Origin of the sequence: Streptomyces sp. NPDC096132 (assembly GCF_044763345.1) — a bacterium.
Taxonomy (GTDB): domain Bacteria; phylum Actinomycetota; class Actinomycetes; order Streptomycetales; family Streptomycetaceae; genus Streptomyces.
This window is the reverse complement of record NZ_JBIWGA010000012.1, coordinates 265,394-280,016: the sequence shown is the minus strand read 5'-3', so window position 1 is coordinate 280,016 and position 14,623 is coordinate 265,394. Positions and strand designations below refer to the sequence as shown.

Genomic DNA, 14,623 nt, shown 5'->3' with positions numbered 1-14,623 from the left:
GTCGGGGGTCCTCACTTGAGAGCGATCGGGTTGACGGGGGCGCCGACCGCGCCGGTCACCGGCAGGGGCGCGGCGACCAGCAGGAACTCGTACACGCCGTCGGCCGCGCAGTCCTGCGCGAGGGCCTCCAGGTCCCACATCTCGCCCAGCGGCAGGCCCATGTTGGGGATGGCGATCTGGTGCAGCGGGGACATCGCCGGCTCGGCGAACTCGTACGGCCGCACCTCCAGGCCCCAGGTGTCGGAGGCGATGGCGGCGATCTCCGTGCGGTGCAGCCAGCCGAGCGAGGTGAAGGAGAGCCCGGGCGCGTCACCGGCGGCGTAGCCGCCCCACGCGCCGAGCCGCCGGACCCGGCCCAGCTGTCCGGTCCTTACGAGGACGAGGTCGCCGCGGCGGACGGTCGACGTGGCGCCCTGCGCCTCGATCGTGGCGCGCAGATGCTCCTCCAGGACGGGGAAACCGTCCGGGAGTTCACCGTGCTCGTCGCCGACCGCGCGTCCGACGTCGAGGAGGACACCCCGCCCGGTGAACGCGTCCCGCATGTGCTCGATCCCGGTGACCGAGTCGCCGTCGCCGTTCACGATGGTGCACGGACGGCCGTTCCACGCCAGCTTGTTGTCGTAGATGTGGCCGAGCCCGTCCCACTGGGTCGAGGCCTGCAACGGCATCACGACGTGGTCGTCGGCGCCGCCGAAACCGTGCGGGAAGCCCTGGGTGCCCGCGGCCGCGTCCGACCCCGTGTCCTTCATGTAGTGCACGGGATTGATCCGGCCCCGGAAACCGCGCTGCGGACCCGACTCGTTGAACTCCAGCGCGAGGGAAAAGGACCGTCCCCGCCGGACCAGGCCCGCCGCGTGGGCCCGTATCGCGTCGTCGATGAAGTTGAGCGTGCCGAGCACGTCGTCCTCGCCCCAGCGGCCCCAGTTGCGGTAGGCGGCACGGGCCTTGGCGAGCTCCTCCTCGATGGGACCGAGGGTCGGGCCGGAAGTCATCGGGTACGTCCTTTCAGCAGCAGGTCGAGGGCGTTGCCGCCGGCGATCGCGGCCCGGTCGGCCGGTGCCAGGGCGGCGGCGTCCAGACGGGCCAGCGGGTCGTCCACTCCCATGTCGAAGGGGTGGTCCGTGCCGAGCACGACCCGGTCGGCACCCACCTCCGCCACCAGCTGGCGCAGCGCGCGCGGGGTGTAGACGAGCGAGTCGAACCACAGCCGCCGCAGATAGGCGCTCGGCGGCTCGGCACAGCCGCGCGCGTCCTCCCGCACCCGCCAGGCGTGGTCGGAGCGCCCGATGTACGTCGGCAGATAGCCGCCGCCGTGCGTGGCCACCAGCTTCAGCCGGGGAAAGCGGTCCAGGACACCGGTGAAGATCAGATGGGAGAGGGCCACCGCCGTCTCCACCGGCTGCCCCACCGTGTTGCCCAGGTAGTGCGTGGCGAGCCGCTCGCCCAGCGAGCACCCCCACGGGTGCACGAACACGACGGCCCCCAGCTCCTCGGCCGCCTCCCACACCGGATCGTGCGCCCGGTCGGCCAGCTCCCGTCCGTTCACCCGCGTGGAGACGCTGATCCCGTGCAGGCCCTGGTCGGTGACCGCCCGCTCCAGCGCCGCCACCGCCAGGTCGGGATGCTGGAGCGGGACCGTGCCGAGTCCGTACAGCCGCCGGGGCTCGAGCGCGCAGTGCGCGGCGACGGCCTCGTTGACGGTACGGGCCAGACGTACCGCCGTCGCCCGGGCGGTCCAGTAGTGGTGCATCGGCATCGGACCGACCACCTGGAGGTCGACACCCATCGCGTCCAGGTCGGCCAGCCGCGCCGTCACATCCGTCAACTTCGGCCGCAGCCGGTCCAGTTGGGCGCGGTTGACGGCGAGGGAGGCGGGGGAGTGGGCGCGCTGCTCGGCGGCCAGCTCGGCGGCGAAACCGGGCGTGCCCGCGACGAGGGCGTCGGCGGCGGGGACCGCGAGATGGCCGTGGAAGTCGACGACGGGGGTGCCGGGCGCGACCGTACCGCTGTCCGGGTTCATGCGGCCGCCGTCAGGGAGTCCAGCGTCTCCGACATGATCCGGGCCGGGTCGGCGCCGGGCGTGCCCGGGTGGATCTCCCACTGCGCCAGTTGCAGGGAGTTCTCCAGCACCATCCGCACCCGCGGCAGCCTCCGGGCCATGAAGTGCTCCAGCGCCTTCTCCAGCGGCTCGTCCCCGGTCACCAGCTCGGCCAGGAGCACCGCGTCCTCCATGCACATGGCGGCACCCTGGGCGATCAGCGGCGGACAGGCGTGCGCGGCGTCGCCGATGACCATCGCGCGGCCGCGGTACCAGGGCTCGTCGACCAGCACCGCCTCGATCCAGCGGTAGTCGACCGCCGTGTCCTCGGGCAGCGCGGCGATGATCCGCCCCCACATGCCGCCGTAGCCGGCCCCGCGCTCGCGCATCAGCGCCAGCGGGGCCCGCGGCCCGATGAGGGAGGCGTTCAGGTTCTCGTCGAGGAGGTAGGCGTAGCAGCGGTCGGCGGAGATCGGGCTGTAGCCGGCCTTGAAGCGCGGGCCGCCGTAGTACACCTCGTGGCAGACCATCTCGGGGGGACGTCGAGCGACCACCCGGAAGATGGACATACCGACCGGAGCGGGCCGGGTGTTGATCCCGATCAACGCCCGCATCCGTGAGTTGATCCCGTCGGCGCCCACCATCAGGTCGTAGCGGCCCGTCGTGCCGTCGGTGAAGGTGACGTCCACATGATCGAGGGACTGGTCCATACGGTCGACGCTGAGCCCGAGGCGCACGGTGACGCCGTGCGCGCGCACGGCGTCACACAGCGCGTCCTGCAGATCCGACCGCAGCGCACCCGCGGTCGAGGGCAGGTCCGGACCCCCGGTGTGCGGAGTGGGCAGCTCCGCGAGCAGTCCGCCGTCGGCGCGCAGCAGCCGCAGCACGTCGAACGGCACGGCGCGCTCGAGGACCCGGTCCAGCACGCCCACGGAACGCAGCGCCTTCAGCGCGTTCCCCTGCAGGGTGATGCCGTGGCCCACGCCGAACCACTGGGGGGAGATCTCGACGAGCTCGACCTCGGCGCCGCGCTGGGCGAGCGCGAGGGAGAGCACGCTTCCGGTGATGCCGCCGCCGACGACGAGCACCTTCTGTACGGGCATGGGTGATCCTTGCGAACGTAGAGGCCAGTGGGGGTCAGCCGAGGAAGCGCGGGCCGAGCTCGTGGTAGTGCTCGACCGCCGGCGGCCCGGCGAAGAACGGTCCGACGAGGGCACGCCAGCGCCGGAAGCGCTCGGACTCGCGGAAGCCGACCGTGTGCGCCTCGACCGATGCCCAGCCGACGAGCAGGAGATAGGTCCGCGGCCGCTCGTCGCAGCGCAGCAGCTCGGTCCAGCGGAAGCCTTCGGCCTCGGCGAGCACCTCGCGGGCCTTGCCGAAGACCTCCTCGAACTCCGCCTCCCGGCCGGCTTCGACCGTCAGCTCGGCATGCTCGACCACCATGTGTTTCTCCTCCGGTGCTGGGGTGCTCCGAGCCTGCTGGGCGGTCCGTGCAGGGTCAACGGATCGAGGCATCGGCAAGGGGGAATCCATCCATCCCGTACGGCGATGGAGCCCCGGTGGAGGGGCCGGGGCGCCGGGTGATGGCAGGCATCGCCAACGGCCATTTCCGCGACCGGCAGGAGCTGCCTAGCGTCGGAACAAGTCCCCGAACCGTACGAGGAGAGCCGCCCGTGCCCGACGATCCCCTCCCCACCCATGCCGGTCCCTTCGCGCTCGGTACGTTCCGAGGCGACGCGGGGCCGTTCCCCGGCCTGGTCACCGGGTCACGCGTGCGCGACCTGTCGGACCGGGTGCCGTCCGTCCGCGCCCTGGTCGAGGAGTGGGACACCTGGCTGCCCCGGCTCACCGACCTGGCCGCCGGGACCGACGGCACCTGGCACGACCTGGCAGGCCTGGAGGTCCTCGCCCCGATCGCACCCGGCCAGGTCCTGCAGAGCGGCGCCAACTACCGCAAGCACGTGGTCGACCTGGTCGCCGCCGAGAAGGAGAGCGTGCACGGCGCCACCCCCGAGGAGGCCCGCGCCGACGCCGAGAAGATGATGGACGAGCGGATCCGCAGCGGCGTCCCGTACGTCTTCCTCGGCTCCCCCCGGGCGATGTGCGGGCCCTACGACGACATCGTCCTGCCCGCCCTCGGCGAACAGCACGACTGGGAACTCGAACTCGCCCTGGTCATCGGCAGGCCGGGACGGAACATCCCGGCCGAGGAGGCGATGGCGCACGTCGCCGCCTACACGATCTGCAACGACCTCACCACCCGCGACCGCCTCTACCGGCCCGACCTGAAGGCCATCGGCACCGACTGGTTCACCGCCAAGAACGCCGACACCTTCCTGCCGACCGGCCCCTTCCTCGTCCCGGCCGCCTTCGCCGGCGACCCGAACGACCTGCGGATCACCCTCCGGCACAACGGAGTCGTCCGGCAGGACGAGTCGACCAAGGACATGATCTTCGACATCCCCCGCCTGATCGCCTACGTCTCCACGACCACCACCCTGCACCCCGGCGACCTGCTGCTCACCGGCTCCCCCGCCGGGAACGGCGCCCACTGGGGCGTCTTCCTGCGGCCGGGTGACGTGCTGGAGGCGGAGATCACCGGGCTGGGCCACCAGCGCAACACCGTCAGGAGCAGCCGAGCATGATCACCCATCTGCGCCATGTCGACCTGGCCGTACCGGACTTCGAGCGCCAGCGCGCCTTCTACGGGACCACCTGGGGCCTGACCGAGGTCGCGAACGACAGCGGCCTCGCCTTCTTCGCCGCCGAGGGCAGCCCCGAGCAGTACGTCGTGCGCATCCGCAGGGACGAGCGCAAGCGGATGGACCTGGTGGCGTTCGGCGCCGCGTCACCGGCCGCGGTCGACGAGCTGGCGGTGCGGCTGGGCCGCGCGGGGGTCCAACTCGTCCATGAGCCCAAGACGTTGGACACACCGGGCGGCGGCTACGGCATCCGGTTCTTCGATCCCGACGGGCGGGTCGTCGAGGTGTCGGCCGACGTGGCCACCCGCACCCACCGGAAGATCGAGGAGCGGGAGGCGATCCCGGTGCGCCTCTCGCACTGCGTGATCAACTCCCGTGACCCGGAAGGCCTCAGGGACTTCTACGTGCGGCACCTCGGCTTCCGGCTCACCGACACCCTGTACTCCACGCACATGGGCGACCTCATGTACTTCCTGCGGTGCAGCCCCCTGCACCACTCCTTCGCCATCGCACGCGGCCCCCATGTCTCCCTGCACCACGCCTCGTTCGAGATGCGCGGCGTCGAGGAGTACATGCGCGGCACCGGGCGCGCGCTGCGCGCCGGGACCCGGCTGACCTGGGGCCCCGGCCGGCATCTGGCGGGCGACAACACCTTCTCGTACTTCCACGACCCGCACGGCAACACCGTGGAGTACACGACCGAACTCGCCGTCCTCGAAGAGGACCTGTGGCACCCCGGCCGCCACGACGTGGACGACCCGATCACCCAGGACCAGTGGGGGACCGCCGACCCGATGAGCGAGTCGGTCGCCAAGGAGCAGTTCAACGACCCCGACGTGCTGTTCGAAGCGCCGCCCGTCTGATCCCTCGTAGAAAGGCCGCAGTTGTGGCAGAGATCCTGAAGCACGCCGTGCCCAAGGCCGAGGTCACCGCCTCGCTCGAGCAGGTGCGCGTGACCGTGGCGGATGTGATCGCGGACATCCGCGAGCGCGGGGACGACGCGGTGCGCGCGTACTCCGAGCAGTTCGACCGGTGGAGCCCCGACTCCTTCCGGCTGAGCGAGGAGGAGATCGAGAAGATCGTCGCCTCGGTGCCCCAGCAGGTCATCGACGACATCCGCTTCGTCCAGGACCAGGTGCGTGCCTTCGCCCGGCACCAGCTGGACTCCCTGAAGGAGTTCGAGGTGGAGACGCTGCCCGGCGTACGGCTCGGGCAGAAGCACGTTCCCGTGCGGGCGGCGGGCGCGTACATCCCGGGCGGGCGCTACCCGCTCACCGCCTCCGCCCATATGACCGTCGTCACCGCCAAGGTCGCGGGCGTGCCCCGGGTCGTGGCCTGTACGCCGCCGATCCGGGGCGAGATCCCCGCCGCGACCGTCGCCGCGATGCACCTCGCCGGCGCCGACGAGATCTGGCTGCTCGGCGGGGTGCAGGCGGTCGCGGCGATGGCCGTCGGCACCGACACGATGAGCCCGGTGAACCTGATCGCCGGACCCGGCAACGCCTATGTCGCCGAGGCCAAGCGCCAGCTCTTCGGCGAGATCGGCATCGACCTGTTCGCCGGCCCCACCGAGATCCTCGTCCTCGCCGACGACGACGCGGACCCCTTCGTGTGCGCCGTCGACCTGCTCTCCCAGGCCGAGCACGGCCCCGACTCGCCGGCCGTGCTCATCACGACCTCCCGTGAGGTCGCCGAGCGGACGATCGCCGAGGTCGAGCGGCTCCTGCCCGGCATGCCCACCCGGGACTTCGCCGAGCCCGCCTGGCGTGACCACGGGCAGGTGCACGTCGTCGACTCGATCGACGAACTGTACGCACTGGCCGACGCGTTCGCCTTCGAGCACGTGGAGGTGCTCACGAGGGATCCGCGCCTGGCCCTGGACCGGATGACCCAGTACGGCGCCCTGTTCCTGGGCGAGGGCACCTGTGTGTCCTTCGGGGACAAGGTCATCGGCACGAACCACGTCCTGCCGACGCGGGGGGCCGCCCGCTACACCGGCGGGCTGTGGGTGGGGAAGTACCTCAAGACCGTCACCTATCAGGAGGTCACCGACACCGGCTCCCAGGCCCTGCTGGGCCGGCTGTGCGGCCGGGCCTCCCGGGTGGAGCTGTTCGAGGGCCACGCGCGCTCCGGGGACGTACGGGCCGCCCGGGCCGCGGGCGACGAGCTGCCCTGGAACACCGTATGAGGCTCGACGGGCGGACGGCCCTGGTCACGGGCGGGGGAGGGCCGCTGGGCCGGGCCTTCGCGGTCGCCCTCGCCGGGGCCGGGGCCCGGGTGATCCTGGCCGGCCGCACCCGGGAGGCCCTGGCGGAGGCGGCGGAGCGGGTGGCGAAGGAGGGCGGCGAGGCCCGCACCGCGCCGTGCGACGTCTCCGACCCCGCCTCCGTACGCGCCCTGGCCGCCGAACTGGCCGACGAGGACGTGTCGTTGCTGGTGAACAACGCCGGGGTGGCAGGGCCGGTCCGCCCGTTGGTCGACATCGAGCCCGACGAGTGGGACGAGGTCTTCGCCGTCAACGTCCGCGGGGTGTACCTGATGTGCCGGGCCTTCCTCCCGCCGATGCTGGCGGCCGGCCGTGGCGACATCGTCAACGTGGCCTCCGTGAGCGGCAAACGCCCGCTGCTGAACCGCACCCCGTACACGGCGTCGAAGATGGCCCTGCTGGGCCTGACGCGCACGCTCGCCGGGGAGGTCGGCCCGCGGGGAGTCGCGGTCAACTCCCTTTCCCCCGGCCCGGTCCGGGGGCCGCGGATGGACCGCAACTTCCGCCTCACCGCCGAACTCACCGGGTGCACCGCCGAGGAGGCCGAACGCGACTTCGCCTCCCGGGCGGCGCTGGGCCGGCTCGTCGAAGAGGACGAGGTGGCCCGCGCGTTGGTGGCGATGCTGGCGATGCCGGGGCTGTGCGGGGCCGACATCGACCTGTCGGCCGGGATGATCGCTCCCGCCTAGCCGGGGGCTGTCACCACCCTGTGTGACCGCCATGAAGTGGGCCGTGCGATCCGAGGCATCGGGTTCCGACATGCCTCTGCACGGCCCCTTTTTCCTGGTGGAACCGACTGCTTCACTCCCTGGTGCACCCCAAGGTGCCTCCGCCCGTGCCGTTGTGACGATGTATCCGACGGCGGGCCGGTCACTCTGCGCAACAGCGCACACGATCCCTGGGAAGGCAAGCAATGACGCTGATCACCCGACGCTCGATCCTGATCGCCGGCACCGCCACGGCCGGGGCGGTACTGCTCCCGGTGGGCGCCGCCACCGCCGGGGCCAAGACCTCCGGCAAGCGACTGACGGTCGGTTCCGGGGAGACGTACGAACTCTCCGGGACCACTCGGCTGAGCGTGCTGACCATCGCCGACGGCGGCAGCATCGTCGCCCCGGACGGCCACAGCCTCTCCCTGACCGTCGACGGTGTGGAGACCGGCCAGCTCCTGACCGCGACGGGAGGCACCGCGACCCTGATCCAGGCCGGCACCTACCGCGGTGACGTGGTGCTCACGGTCGCGGAGGCCAACGAGGTGACGTACGAGACGCTCACCTTCCCCTTCCGGCAGGCGCTGTACGTGGACGCGGACGGTGTCGTGCGCGAGAAGTCGGTGCTCGCCGCGGTGCTCGGCGGGAAGCTCACCGACACCCTCGCACGGAACGTCTCGATCGTCTCGACCGGCGAGTGCTTCGACGGGGTGTTCGTGCAGGACGGCACGTACACCCTGGAGCGGCCGACGATCTCCTTCACCGGGAACGGCCGTTGCGACTTCGCCGGTTACGGCGCGGCGGTGGTCGGTGACGGCGCGGCGACCAGGCTGGTGCTGGACGGCGCCCGCATCGCCACCGAGGGCGTCGTACGCACCGCCGTCATCTCCAACGACGGCGCCAACGTCGTCGTGAAGAACTCCTGGCTCCGCACCCGCAACGGCGTCCTGCCCGCCGACTACCAGGCCACCGTCGAGACCCCGTACATGCAGTCCGTGCCCTGGATGCTCGGCCTGGACGGCAACGTCCGCGCCACCAACCTCATCGGGCGGAACAGCAGGGCCACCTACCTCAACTCCACCGTCTTCTCCGAGACCTGGGGCGCGCTGTCCGTGGAGGGCGGCAGCGGGCTCAAGCTCACCGCCGTCAACAGCCATGTCGGCAACACGGGGGAGTACGGCTACGGCACCTACGCCATCGGCGACGCGACCGTCCGCGTCCTCGGCTCCCGCTTCGACGTGGGCAGCTACGCCACCATCATCGCGGGCCCGGCGGCCGTGGTGCACTACGGCGACAGCACCCGCGAGGCCGTCGCCGCGCTCGACACCGAGCTGGAACTCGGCCTGTCCGTCGCCGAGCTCAAGGCGCTGCCGGTCCGCAACACGGTCGTGAACTCAGGCCACTTCGGCTACATGTTCTTCGGCGCCGGCACCCTCACCCTCGACGGCGGCACCGTGATCAACTCCGAACGGGCCACCTTCCTCAACAAGGGCCAGCAGACCGCCATCACCGTGGACGGCTCCGACGGCGCCCGGCTCAACCCCCGCGACGGGATCATCCTGCAGATGATCGAGCTGGACGACCCGGGCCCGGTCAACGTCGACGGCAAGATGATGAACGTCGGCGTCTACACCGAGCCGACCACCGACCCGACCAAGGACGCCTCCTTCGACGTCACCGCCGCCCACACCACCGACGGCGCGGCCACCTTCACGGACATCGCGCTCAAGGGCGACTTCTACAACGGCATGCGCAAGGGCAAGAACATGGTCCTCACCTTCACCGGCTCGTCGGTCGAGGGCGTGATCTCGGCGACCGCCGCCAAGCACAGGGTGTCGTCCATCGACGCCTCCACCTTCTACGAGCTGGGCATCGTCACCAACACCGCGCAGCCCGCCGTCAACAACGGCGTGGTCGTGACGCTGGACGACGGCTCCACCTGGACGGTCACCGGCACCTCGTACCTGACCTCGCTCACCCTGGCCGCCGACGCGGCCGTGAAGGCACCGCGCGGCAGGACGGTGACCCTGACGGTCGACGGCACGGTCACCGCCCTCACCCCCGGCAGCACCTATGCCGGAGCGCTCGCCCTCACCGTCGCCTGAGGTCGCGCAAGCGCCGCCCGAGTCACCGAGAGCGTCAGGAGGCGGAGGCCGACCGTGCCTCCGCCTCCTTCAGGATGTCGTCGAACCGCGCGCCCATGGCCGCCGCGAGCGCCTGGGCGCCCGACAACGGCCTGACCATGACGGTCAGTTCGTCGATCAGCCCCTCCTCGTTCAGATGGATGAAGTCGCAGCCGGTGAGCGCCCGGTCGCCCACCCGGGCCGTGAACACCAGCGCGTGGTCGCGGCCCTCGCCCCCGGCGAGCTCCCGCTCGTACCGGAAGTCCTCGAAGACCTGGACCACCGCCCCCAGGATCGCCGCGGTGATCGCCTTGCCCGGGTACGGCTTGTGCACGACCGGGCTGGAGAACACCACGTCCTCGGCCAGCAGCGCCTCGACGGCGCCCAGATCGCCGGCCTCGACCGCCGCACGGAACGCGCGCATCGGATCACCTCGCATATGGTCAATTTATTGAGTAGGTGTGGATGAGAATAATCACCTGCTGTTAACCTGTCCACATGTCCCTCAAGTACGCGGTCCTGGCCGCCCTCCTGGAGGGCGAGGCCTCGGGCTACGAGCTGTCCAAGGTCTTCGACGTCTCCCTCGCCAACTTCTGGCCCGCGACCCCGCAGCAGCTCTACCGGGAGCTGGAGCGGCTCGCGCAGGACGGTCTGATCGAGGCACGGGTGGTGCAGCAGGAGCGCCGGCCCAACAAGCGGATGTTCACCCTCACCGACGCCGGCCGCGCGGATCTGAACGCCTTCGCCGCCGCGCCACCCCGCCGGCCCACCGCGATCCGCGACGAACTCCTCATCAAGATCCAGGCCTTGGACGGCGTCGACCCCGAGGTGAGCCGCGAGCTGATCGAGGAGCGCCGCGGCTGGGCCCGCGGCAAGCTCGCCCGCTACGAGCGCGTCCGCGAGAAGCTCCTCGCCGGGCGCACCGAGGAGGAGTACCTGAGCGGGGCCGACCGGATCGGGCCCTACCTCACCCTGCTGGCCGGCATCGCCTTCGAGGAGGAGAACGTGCGCTGGTGCGAGCGCGCACTCCTGCTCCTGCGGCGCCGCGCCGCCGTAGGCTGAGGGTGATGTTCAGTCCCGAAGGCCCCAGCTTGCGCGAACTCGCCGTCCAGGCCCTGTCGTCGGTCGAGCACGGCTACGACCTCCTCGCGCCCAAGTTCGACCACACGCCCTTCCGCACCCCGGACTCCGTCCTGACCGCGGTCACCTCGGCCCTCAAGGAGTCCGGCCCCTACGACGACGGCCTCGACCTGTGCTGCGGCACCGGCGCCGGGATGGACGTCCTGGCGACGGTCTGCGGGCGCAGCGTGACCGGCGTCGACTTCAGCGCGGGCATGCTCGCCGAGGCCCGCGGACGGGCGCCGGTGACGGGCCCGCAGGTGTCCTGGGTGCGTGCCGACGCCCGCGCCCTGCCCTTCACGGCCGCCTTCGACCTGGTCGTCAGCTTCGGCGCGTTCGGGCACTTCCTGCCGCGCGAACTGCCCGGCCTGTTCGCCCAGGTGCACGGGGTGCTCCGGCCCGGCGGCCGGTTCGCGTTCCCCGTGCTCGCCCCGCCCCGCCCGTCCGGCCCGGCGTTCTGGATGCTCCTGGGCTTCGACGCCGTGATGCGGGTGCGCAACGCCGTGTGGCGGCCACCGTTCGTGATGTACTACCGGGCCTTCCGGCTCGGCGAGGTGCGGCGCGAACTGGAGCGCGCCGGCTTCCGCGTGGACCTCCGCGCCCTGCCCGAGTTCGGCACCAGGAGCGACGGAAGTCCACGGGTCCGTATGGTCGAGGCGCTGCGAGCCTGACACCCCAGGTGATCACAACGCGCTGTACAGGGCGTCGACCAGGGCCATCTTGCGGGGGTCGTCCGCGATCCTCGGCCCCATACGGTTCATCACGTACCCCAGCGACACCCCGGCCTCCGGATCGGCGAGTCCGCAGGAGCCGCCGAAGCCGTCGTGGCCGACCGCGCGCGGGTTGGGTCCGTAGGAGCCGTTGGCGCCGCTGAGCCACAGGCCCAGGGCGACCTCCGTCTCGTGCGCGAACCCGGCGCCCAGCACCAGGTCCCGGCAGCCGCCCTGCCCCTCGCGCACCCGCTCGGCCGCCTCGGGGGACAGGACGCGACGACCGCCGTAGGAGCCGTGCCCGGCGACGATGCCGTACAGCGCGGCGATCGCGCGTGCCGTGCCGTGCCCGTTCGCGGCCGGGATCTCCGCGGCCCGCCAGCCGGGCGAGTTGGCCTCGGCGGCGCCGACCAGGGGGTTGGCCAGGGCGGCGATGGCGGCGGGCGCCAACTGGGCGAAGACGGCGGCCTGTTCGCTGGACGACGCGGCCGGCGGATGCACCAGCTCGGCCGCCCGGCCCGCCTCCTTCTCCGGCAGCCCGAGGCGGAAGTCGATGCCGAGCGGCCCGGTCACCTCCCGCTCCAGGAAGGCCCCCGGCAGCAGCCCCGACACCCGCCGTACGACCTCCCCGACCAGGAAGCCGTAGGTGAACGCGTGATAGCCGGAGCGGGTGCCCGGCTCCCACCAGGGTTCGGTGGCCGCGAGGCGCGCGGTCGTCACCTCCCAGTCGTAGAGCTGCTCCAGCGTGTGCGGGTCGCGCAGCCCGGACAGCCCGGCGCGGTGCGACAGCAGGTGCCGTACGAGCACGTTCTCCTTGCCCGCCGCCGCGAACTCGGGCCAGTACGCCGCGACCGGGGCGTCCAGGTCGAGCAGCCCACGGTCGGCCAGGATGTGCGCGCAGAGCGCCGTCGGGCCCTTCGACGTCGACCAGACGTTGACCAGCGTGTCCCGCTCCCACGCGCGCCTGCGCGCCGCGTCGGCGAAGCCGCCCCACAGGTCCACCACCGTCACCCCGTCGACCGTGACGGCCACCGCGGCGCCCAGTTCGTCACGGTCGCGGAAATTCTCCTCGAAGGCGGCGCGCACCGCCACGAACCGCTCGTCGCAGTGGCCGTGGACCTGGGGCACATGCTCGGACATGGGTCCTCCGTGGGCAGCCGGAATCCCGGACCGCGACGCTGCGGCCCGGGCCCTCCGAACATACCGACTGGTCGGACCGCAGGGAAGGAGTGCGCCGTCCTGTGTGCGGACTCAGGCGTACGAGCGCAGCCAGCGCACCTTGGCCGCCTCCTGGTAGGGGCCGCCGCCCTCGTGGTCGTTGAAGTCGTACACCTCGATCGCCTTGTCCTCGTGCGCCCAGGCGTTGAACGCGGCGAACACGGTCGACGGTGGGCAGGTCTGGTCCTCCAGGGCCGCCGAGAACAGCGCGGGCGCCGTGCCCCGGGCCGCGAAGTGGACGCCGTCGAAGTAGGAGAGGGTGCGCAGCGCGTCCTGGCCGCGGCCGCGGTGCGTCTTGAGGAACAGGCCGATCTCACGGTAGGGGTGACGGTCCGTCAGCGTGGCCGCGCGCGGGTAGTCGCACAGGAACGGCACGTCCGGCGCGATCGCCACCAGGTCCGGCACCAGACCGCCGACGGCGATCGTGATGCCGCCGCCCTGGCTCGCGCCGAGCGCCACCGTCCGGCTCGCGTCGGTCAGCGGGTGGGCGCGGGCCGCCTCCACCGCCCGCACCGCGTCCGTGAACACCCGGCGGTAGTAGTAGTTCTCGGGCGCGTCGATGCCCCGGGTCATGAAACCGGGGTACGACGGCGCCCCGCCCACCGGGTCGGCGGTGCCACCGCCACCGCCCCAGGCGCTGCCCTGACCCCGGGTGTCCATCACGAAGTGGGCACGGCCGGTCGACGCCCACAGCAGGTTCTCGTGCGGCAGCCCGCGCCCGCCGCCGTACCCGATGAACTCCACCACCAGCGGCAGCGGCCCCTGCGCGCCGGCCGGCACCTTCAGCCAGCCCTTCACCGGGTGGCCGCCGTACCCCGCGAACGTCACGTCGAAGACCTCGACCGTCGCCAGGCCCGTCTCGACCGGCTCGAAGCGGGCGTCCAGGTCGTGCTCGCGGGCCTCCTGCAGCGTCTTGGACCAGAACGCGTCGAAACCCTCCGGCTCGGTGGACGCGCTGCGGTACTCGTGGAGCTCCTCGAGGGGCAGGTCGAACAGGGCCATGAAGGACCGCCTTTTTGTCAATTGGCCATACGAATGATCACACCGTACGTGCCTCTCCGGAGCCCTCGCCAGACCGCGTCGGCGGCCTCACGCGACCGCTTCCCGCACCGTGCCGCACCCCTCGCCGGACCCCGTCCGCGACCTCAGGCGGGCCTGCGGCGGGTCCACTCCGGTTCCGTGCGCGCCCACTCCCGGTCCCACTCGGTGAGCCGGTGCCGCATCGCCACCCGGCGGACCACGACGTGTCCGAGCAGCACCATCGCGGCCGTCCCGCCCGCCCCGCACACGCCCATGGTGAGCGTGTGCTGCCACACCGCCGTCGCGCCCGGCGGCGCCGGAACGCTCCGCCCCCGCGCGTCGAACCACACGTCCACCACGTCACCCTTGTGCGTGCCCTCGGGAACCCGGGCCTCCGCCGTCCGCGGCTTCTCCCCGGCCGGCGTCCAGCGCACGGTCACCCGGTACGTCCGTTCCCGGACGCCGTCCGCCGACGGCAGGGATTCCGGCACCCGGCCCACGACCTCGGCCTGCACCCGGTGGCGCTCGGCCCGCTGCTGCTCCGCGGCCGTCTGCGCCTCGTCGTGGGCCCATCGGCCCGCGACCGCCCCGGCCAGCGGCACGGCGACCAGCAACAGCACGGCGACGACCAGCGCCGTCCACGCCTCCACGACGTCCGACCGGCGCCGCAGCGGGTTCTTCCGCCACCGCCAGCCTCGCACCCGGGTTCGCATGTCG

At 72.1% G+C, this 14,623-nt stretch carries 15 protein-coding genes; 7 read left to right on the top strand and 8 right to left on the bottom strand.

The genetic code is table 11. The features are described 5' to 3' along the window. Positions 1 to 11 precede the first annotated feature (11 nt). Genes ACIRF9_RS28090 through ACIRF9_RS28075 form a run of 4 tightly spaced genes read right to left on the bottom strand, consistent with a single transcriptional unit; the run spans position 12 to position 3,481 of the window. Positions 12 to 992 carry a cyclase family protein gene (locus tag ACIRF9_RS28090; RefSeq protein WP_403827628.1) on the bottom strand — a complete coding sequence of 327 codons (981 nt, stop codon included), beginning with the start codon at positions 990 to 992 and terminating at the stop codon, positions 12 to 14. After that, complete coding sequence (locus ACIRF9_RS28085; protein WP_403827626.1) at positions 989 to 2,020, bottom strand: amidohydrolase family protein; 1,032 nt, start codon at positions 2,018 to 2,020, stop codon at positions 989 to 991. Before ACIRF9_RS28085 ends, ACIRF9_RS28090 begins: the two co-directional genes overlap by 4 nt. Further along, positions 2,017 to 3,141 carry an FAD-dependent monooxygenase gene (locus tag ACIRF9_RS28080; RefSeq protein WP_403827624.1) on the bottom strand — a complete coding sequence of 375 codons (1,125 nt, stop codon included), beginning with the start codon at positions 3,139 to 3,141 and terminating at the stop codon, positions 2,017 to 2,019. Before ACIRF9_RS28080 ends, ACIRF9_RS28085 begins: the two co-directional genes overlap by 4 nt. A gap of 34 nt (positions 3,142 to 3,175) precedes the next feature. Beyond that, positions 3,176 to 3,481, bottom strand: coding sequence for an antibiotic biosynthesis monooxygenase family protein (locus ACIRF9_RS28075; protein ID WP_403827622.1), 306 nt, complete (start codon positions 3,479 to 3,481; stop codon positions 3,176 to 3,178). A 230-nt stretch (positions 3,482 to 3,711) separates the two neighbouring features. Here ACIRF9_RS28075 and ACIRF9_RS28070 point away from each other — a divergent pair, with 230 nt between their 5' ends. From ACIRF9_RS28070 to ACIRF9_RS28050, 5 genes are all read left to right on the top strand, one after another. Next, positions 3,712 to 4,683: a fumarylacetoacetate hydrolase family protein gene (locus tag ACIRF9_RS28070; protein ID WP_403827621.1), complete on the top strand. Its 972-nt coding sequence runs from the start codon at positions 3,712 to 3,714 to the stop codon at positions 4,681 to 4,683. Next, entirely contained in the window at positions 4,680 to 5,603 is a 924-nt protein-coding gene (locus ACIRF9_RS28065) for a VOC family protein (protein WP_403827619.1), read from the top strand. Before ACIRF9_RS28070 ends, ACIRF9_RS28065 begins: the two co-directional genes overlap by 4 nt. A 23-nt stretch (positions 5,604 to 5,626) precedes the next feature. Next, a complete protein-coding gene (gene hisD / locus ACIRF9_RS28060) occupies positions 5,627 to 6,928 on the top strand; it encodes a histidinol dehydrogenase (protein ID WP_403827617.1) in 1,302 nt (433 codons plus the stop codon). Next, positions 6,925 to 7,695, top strand: coding sequence for an SDR family NAD(P)-dependent oxidoreductase (locus ACIRF9_RS28055; protein ID WP_403827615.1), 771 nt, complete (start codon positions 6,925 to 6,927; stop codon positions 7,693 to 7,695). Before hisD ends, ACIRF9_RS28055 begins: the two co-directional genes overlap by 4 nt. 224 nt (positions 7,696 to 7,919) lie before the next feature. Next, positions 7,920 to 9,821, top strand: coding sequence for a hypothetical protein (locus ACIRF9_RS28050; RefSeq protein ID WP_403827613.1), 1,902 nt, complete (start codon positions 7,920 to 7,922; stop codon positions 9,819 to 9,821). Positions 9,822 to 9,855: 34 nt separating this feature from the next. Here ACIRF9_RS28050 and ACIRF9_RS28045 read toward each other — a convergent pair whose 3' ends face one another. Beyond that, positions 9,856 to 10,263, bottom strand: coding sequence for a nuclear transport factor 2 family protein (locus tag ACIRF9_RS28045; protein WP_403827611.1), 408 nt, complete (start codon positions 10,261 to 10,263; stop codon positions 9,856 to 9,858). A 74-nt stretch (positions 10,264 to 10,337) separates the two neighbouring features. Between ACIRF9_RS28045 and ACIRF9_RS28040 the strand changes: the two genes are divergently transcribed. Together ACIRF9_RS28040 and ACIRF9_RS28035 are read left to right on the top strand one after the other, a co-directional pair. Then, the gene (locus ACIRF9_RS28040) at positions 10,338 to 10,901 is read left to right on the top strand and encodes a PadR family transcriptional regulator (protein ID WP_403827609.1); all 564 of its coding nucleotides are present in this window, start codon (positions 10,338 to 10,340) and stop codon (positions 10,899 to 10,901) included. A 5-nt stretch (positions 10,902 to 10,906) separates the two neighbouring features. Beyond that, the gene (locus tag ACIRF9_RS28035; protein WP_403827607.1) at positions 10,907 to 11,629 is read left to right on the top strand and encodes a class I SAM-dependent methyltransferase; all 723 of its coding nucleotides are present in this window, start codon (positions 10,907 to 10,909) and stop codon (positions 11,627 to 11,629) included. A gap of 12 nt (positions 11,630 to 11,641) precedes the next feature. Here ACIRF9_RS28035 and ACIRF9_RS28030 read toward each other — a convergent pair whose 3' ends face one another. The 3 genes from ACIRF9_RS28030 to ACIRF9_RS28020 form a co-directional block, all read right to left on the bottom strand. Beyond that, a complete protein-coding gene (locus tag ACIRF9_RS28030) occupies positions 11,642 to 12,808 on the bottom strand; it encodes a serine hydrolase domain-containing protein (protein WP_403827605.1) in 1,167 nt (388 codons plus the stop codon). A gap of 111 nt (positions 12,809 to 12,919) precedes the next feature. Beyond that, positions 12,920 to 13,888, bottom strand: a complete 969-nt coding sequence (locus ACIRF9_RS28025; RefSeq protein ID WP_403827603.1) for an acetylxylan esterase — start codon at positions 13,886 to 13,888, stop codon at positions 12,920 to 12,922. Between the two features lie 143 nt (positions 13,889 to 14,031). Then, positions 14,032 to 14,619 (bottom strand): DUF3592 domain-containing protein, encoded by a 588-nt coding sequence (locus tag ACIRF9_RS28020; protein ID WP_403827601.1) that lies wholly within the window; start codon positions 14,617 to 14,619, stop codon positions 14,032 to 14,034. Positions 14,620 to 14,623 lie beyond the last annotated feature (4 nt).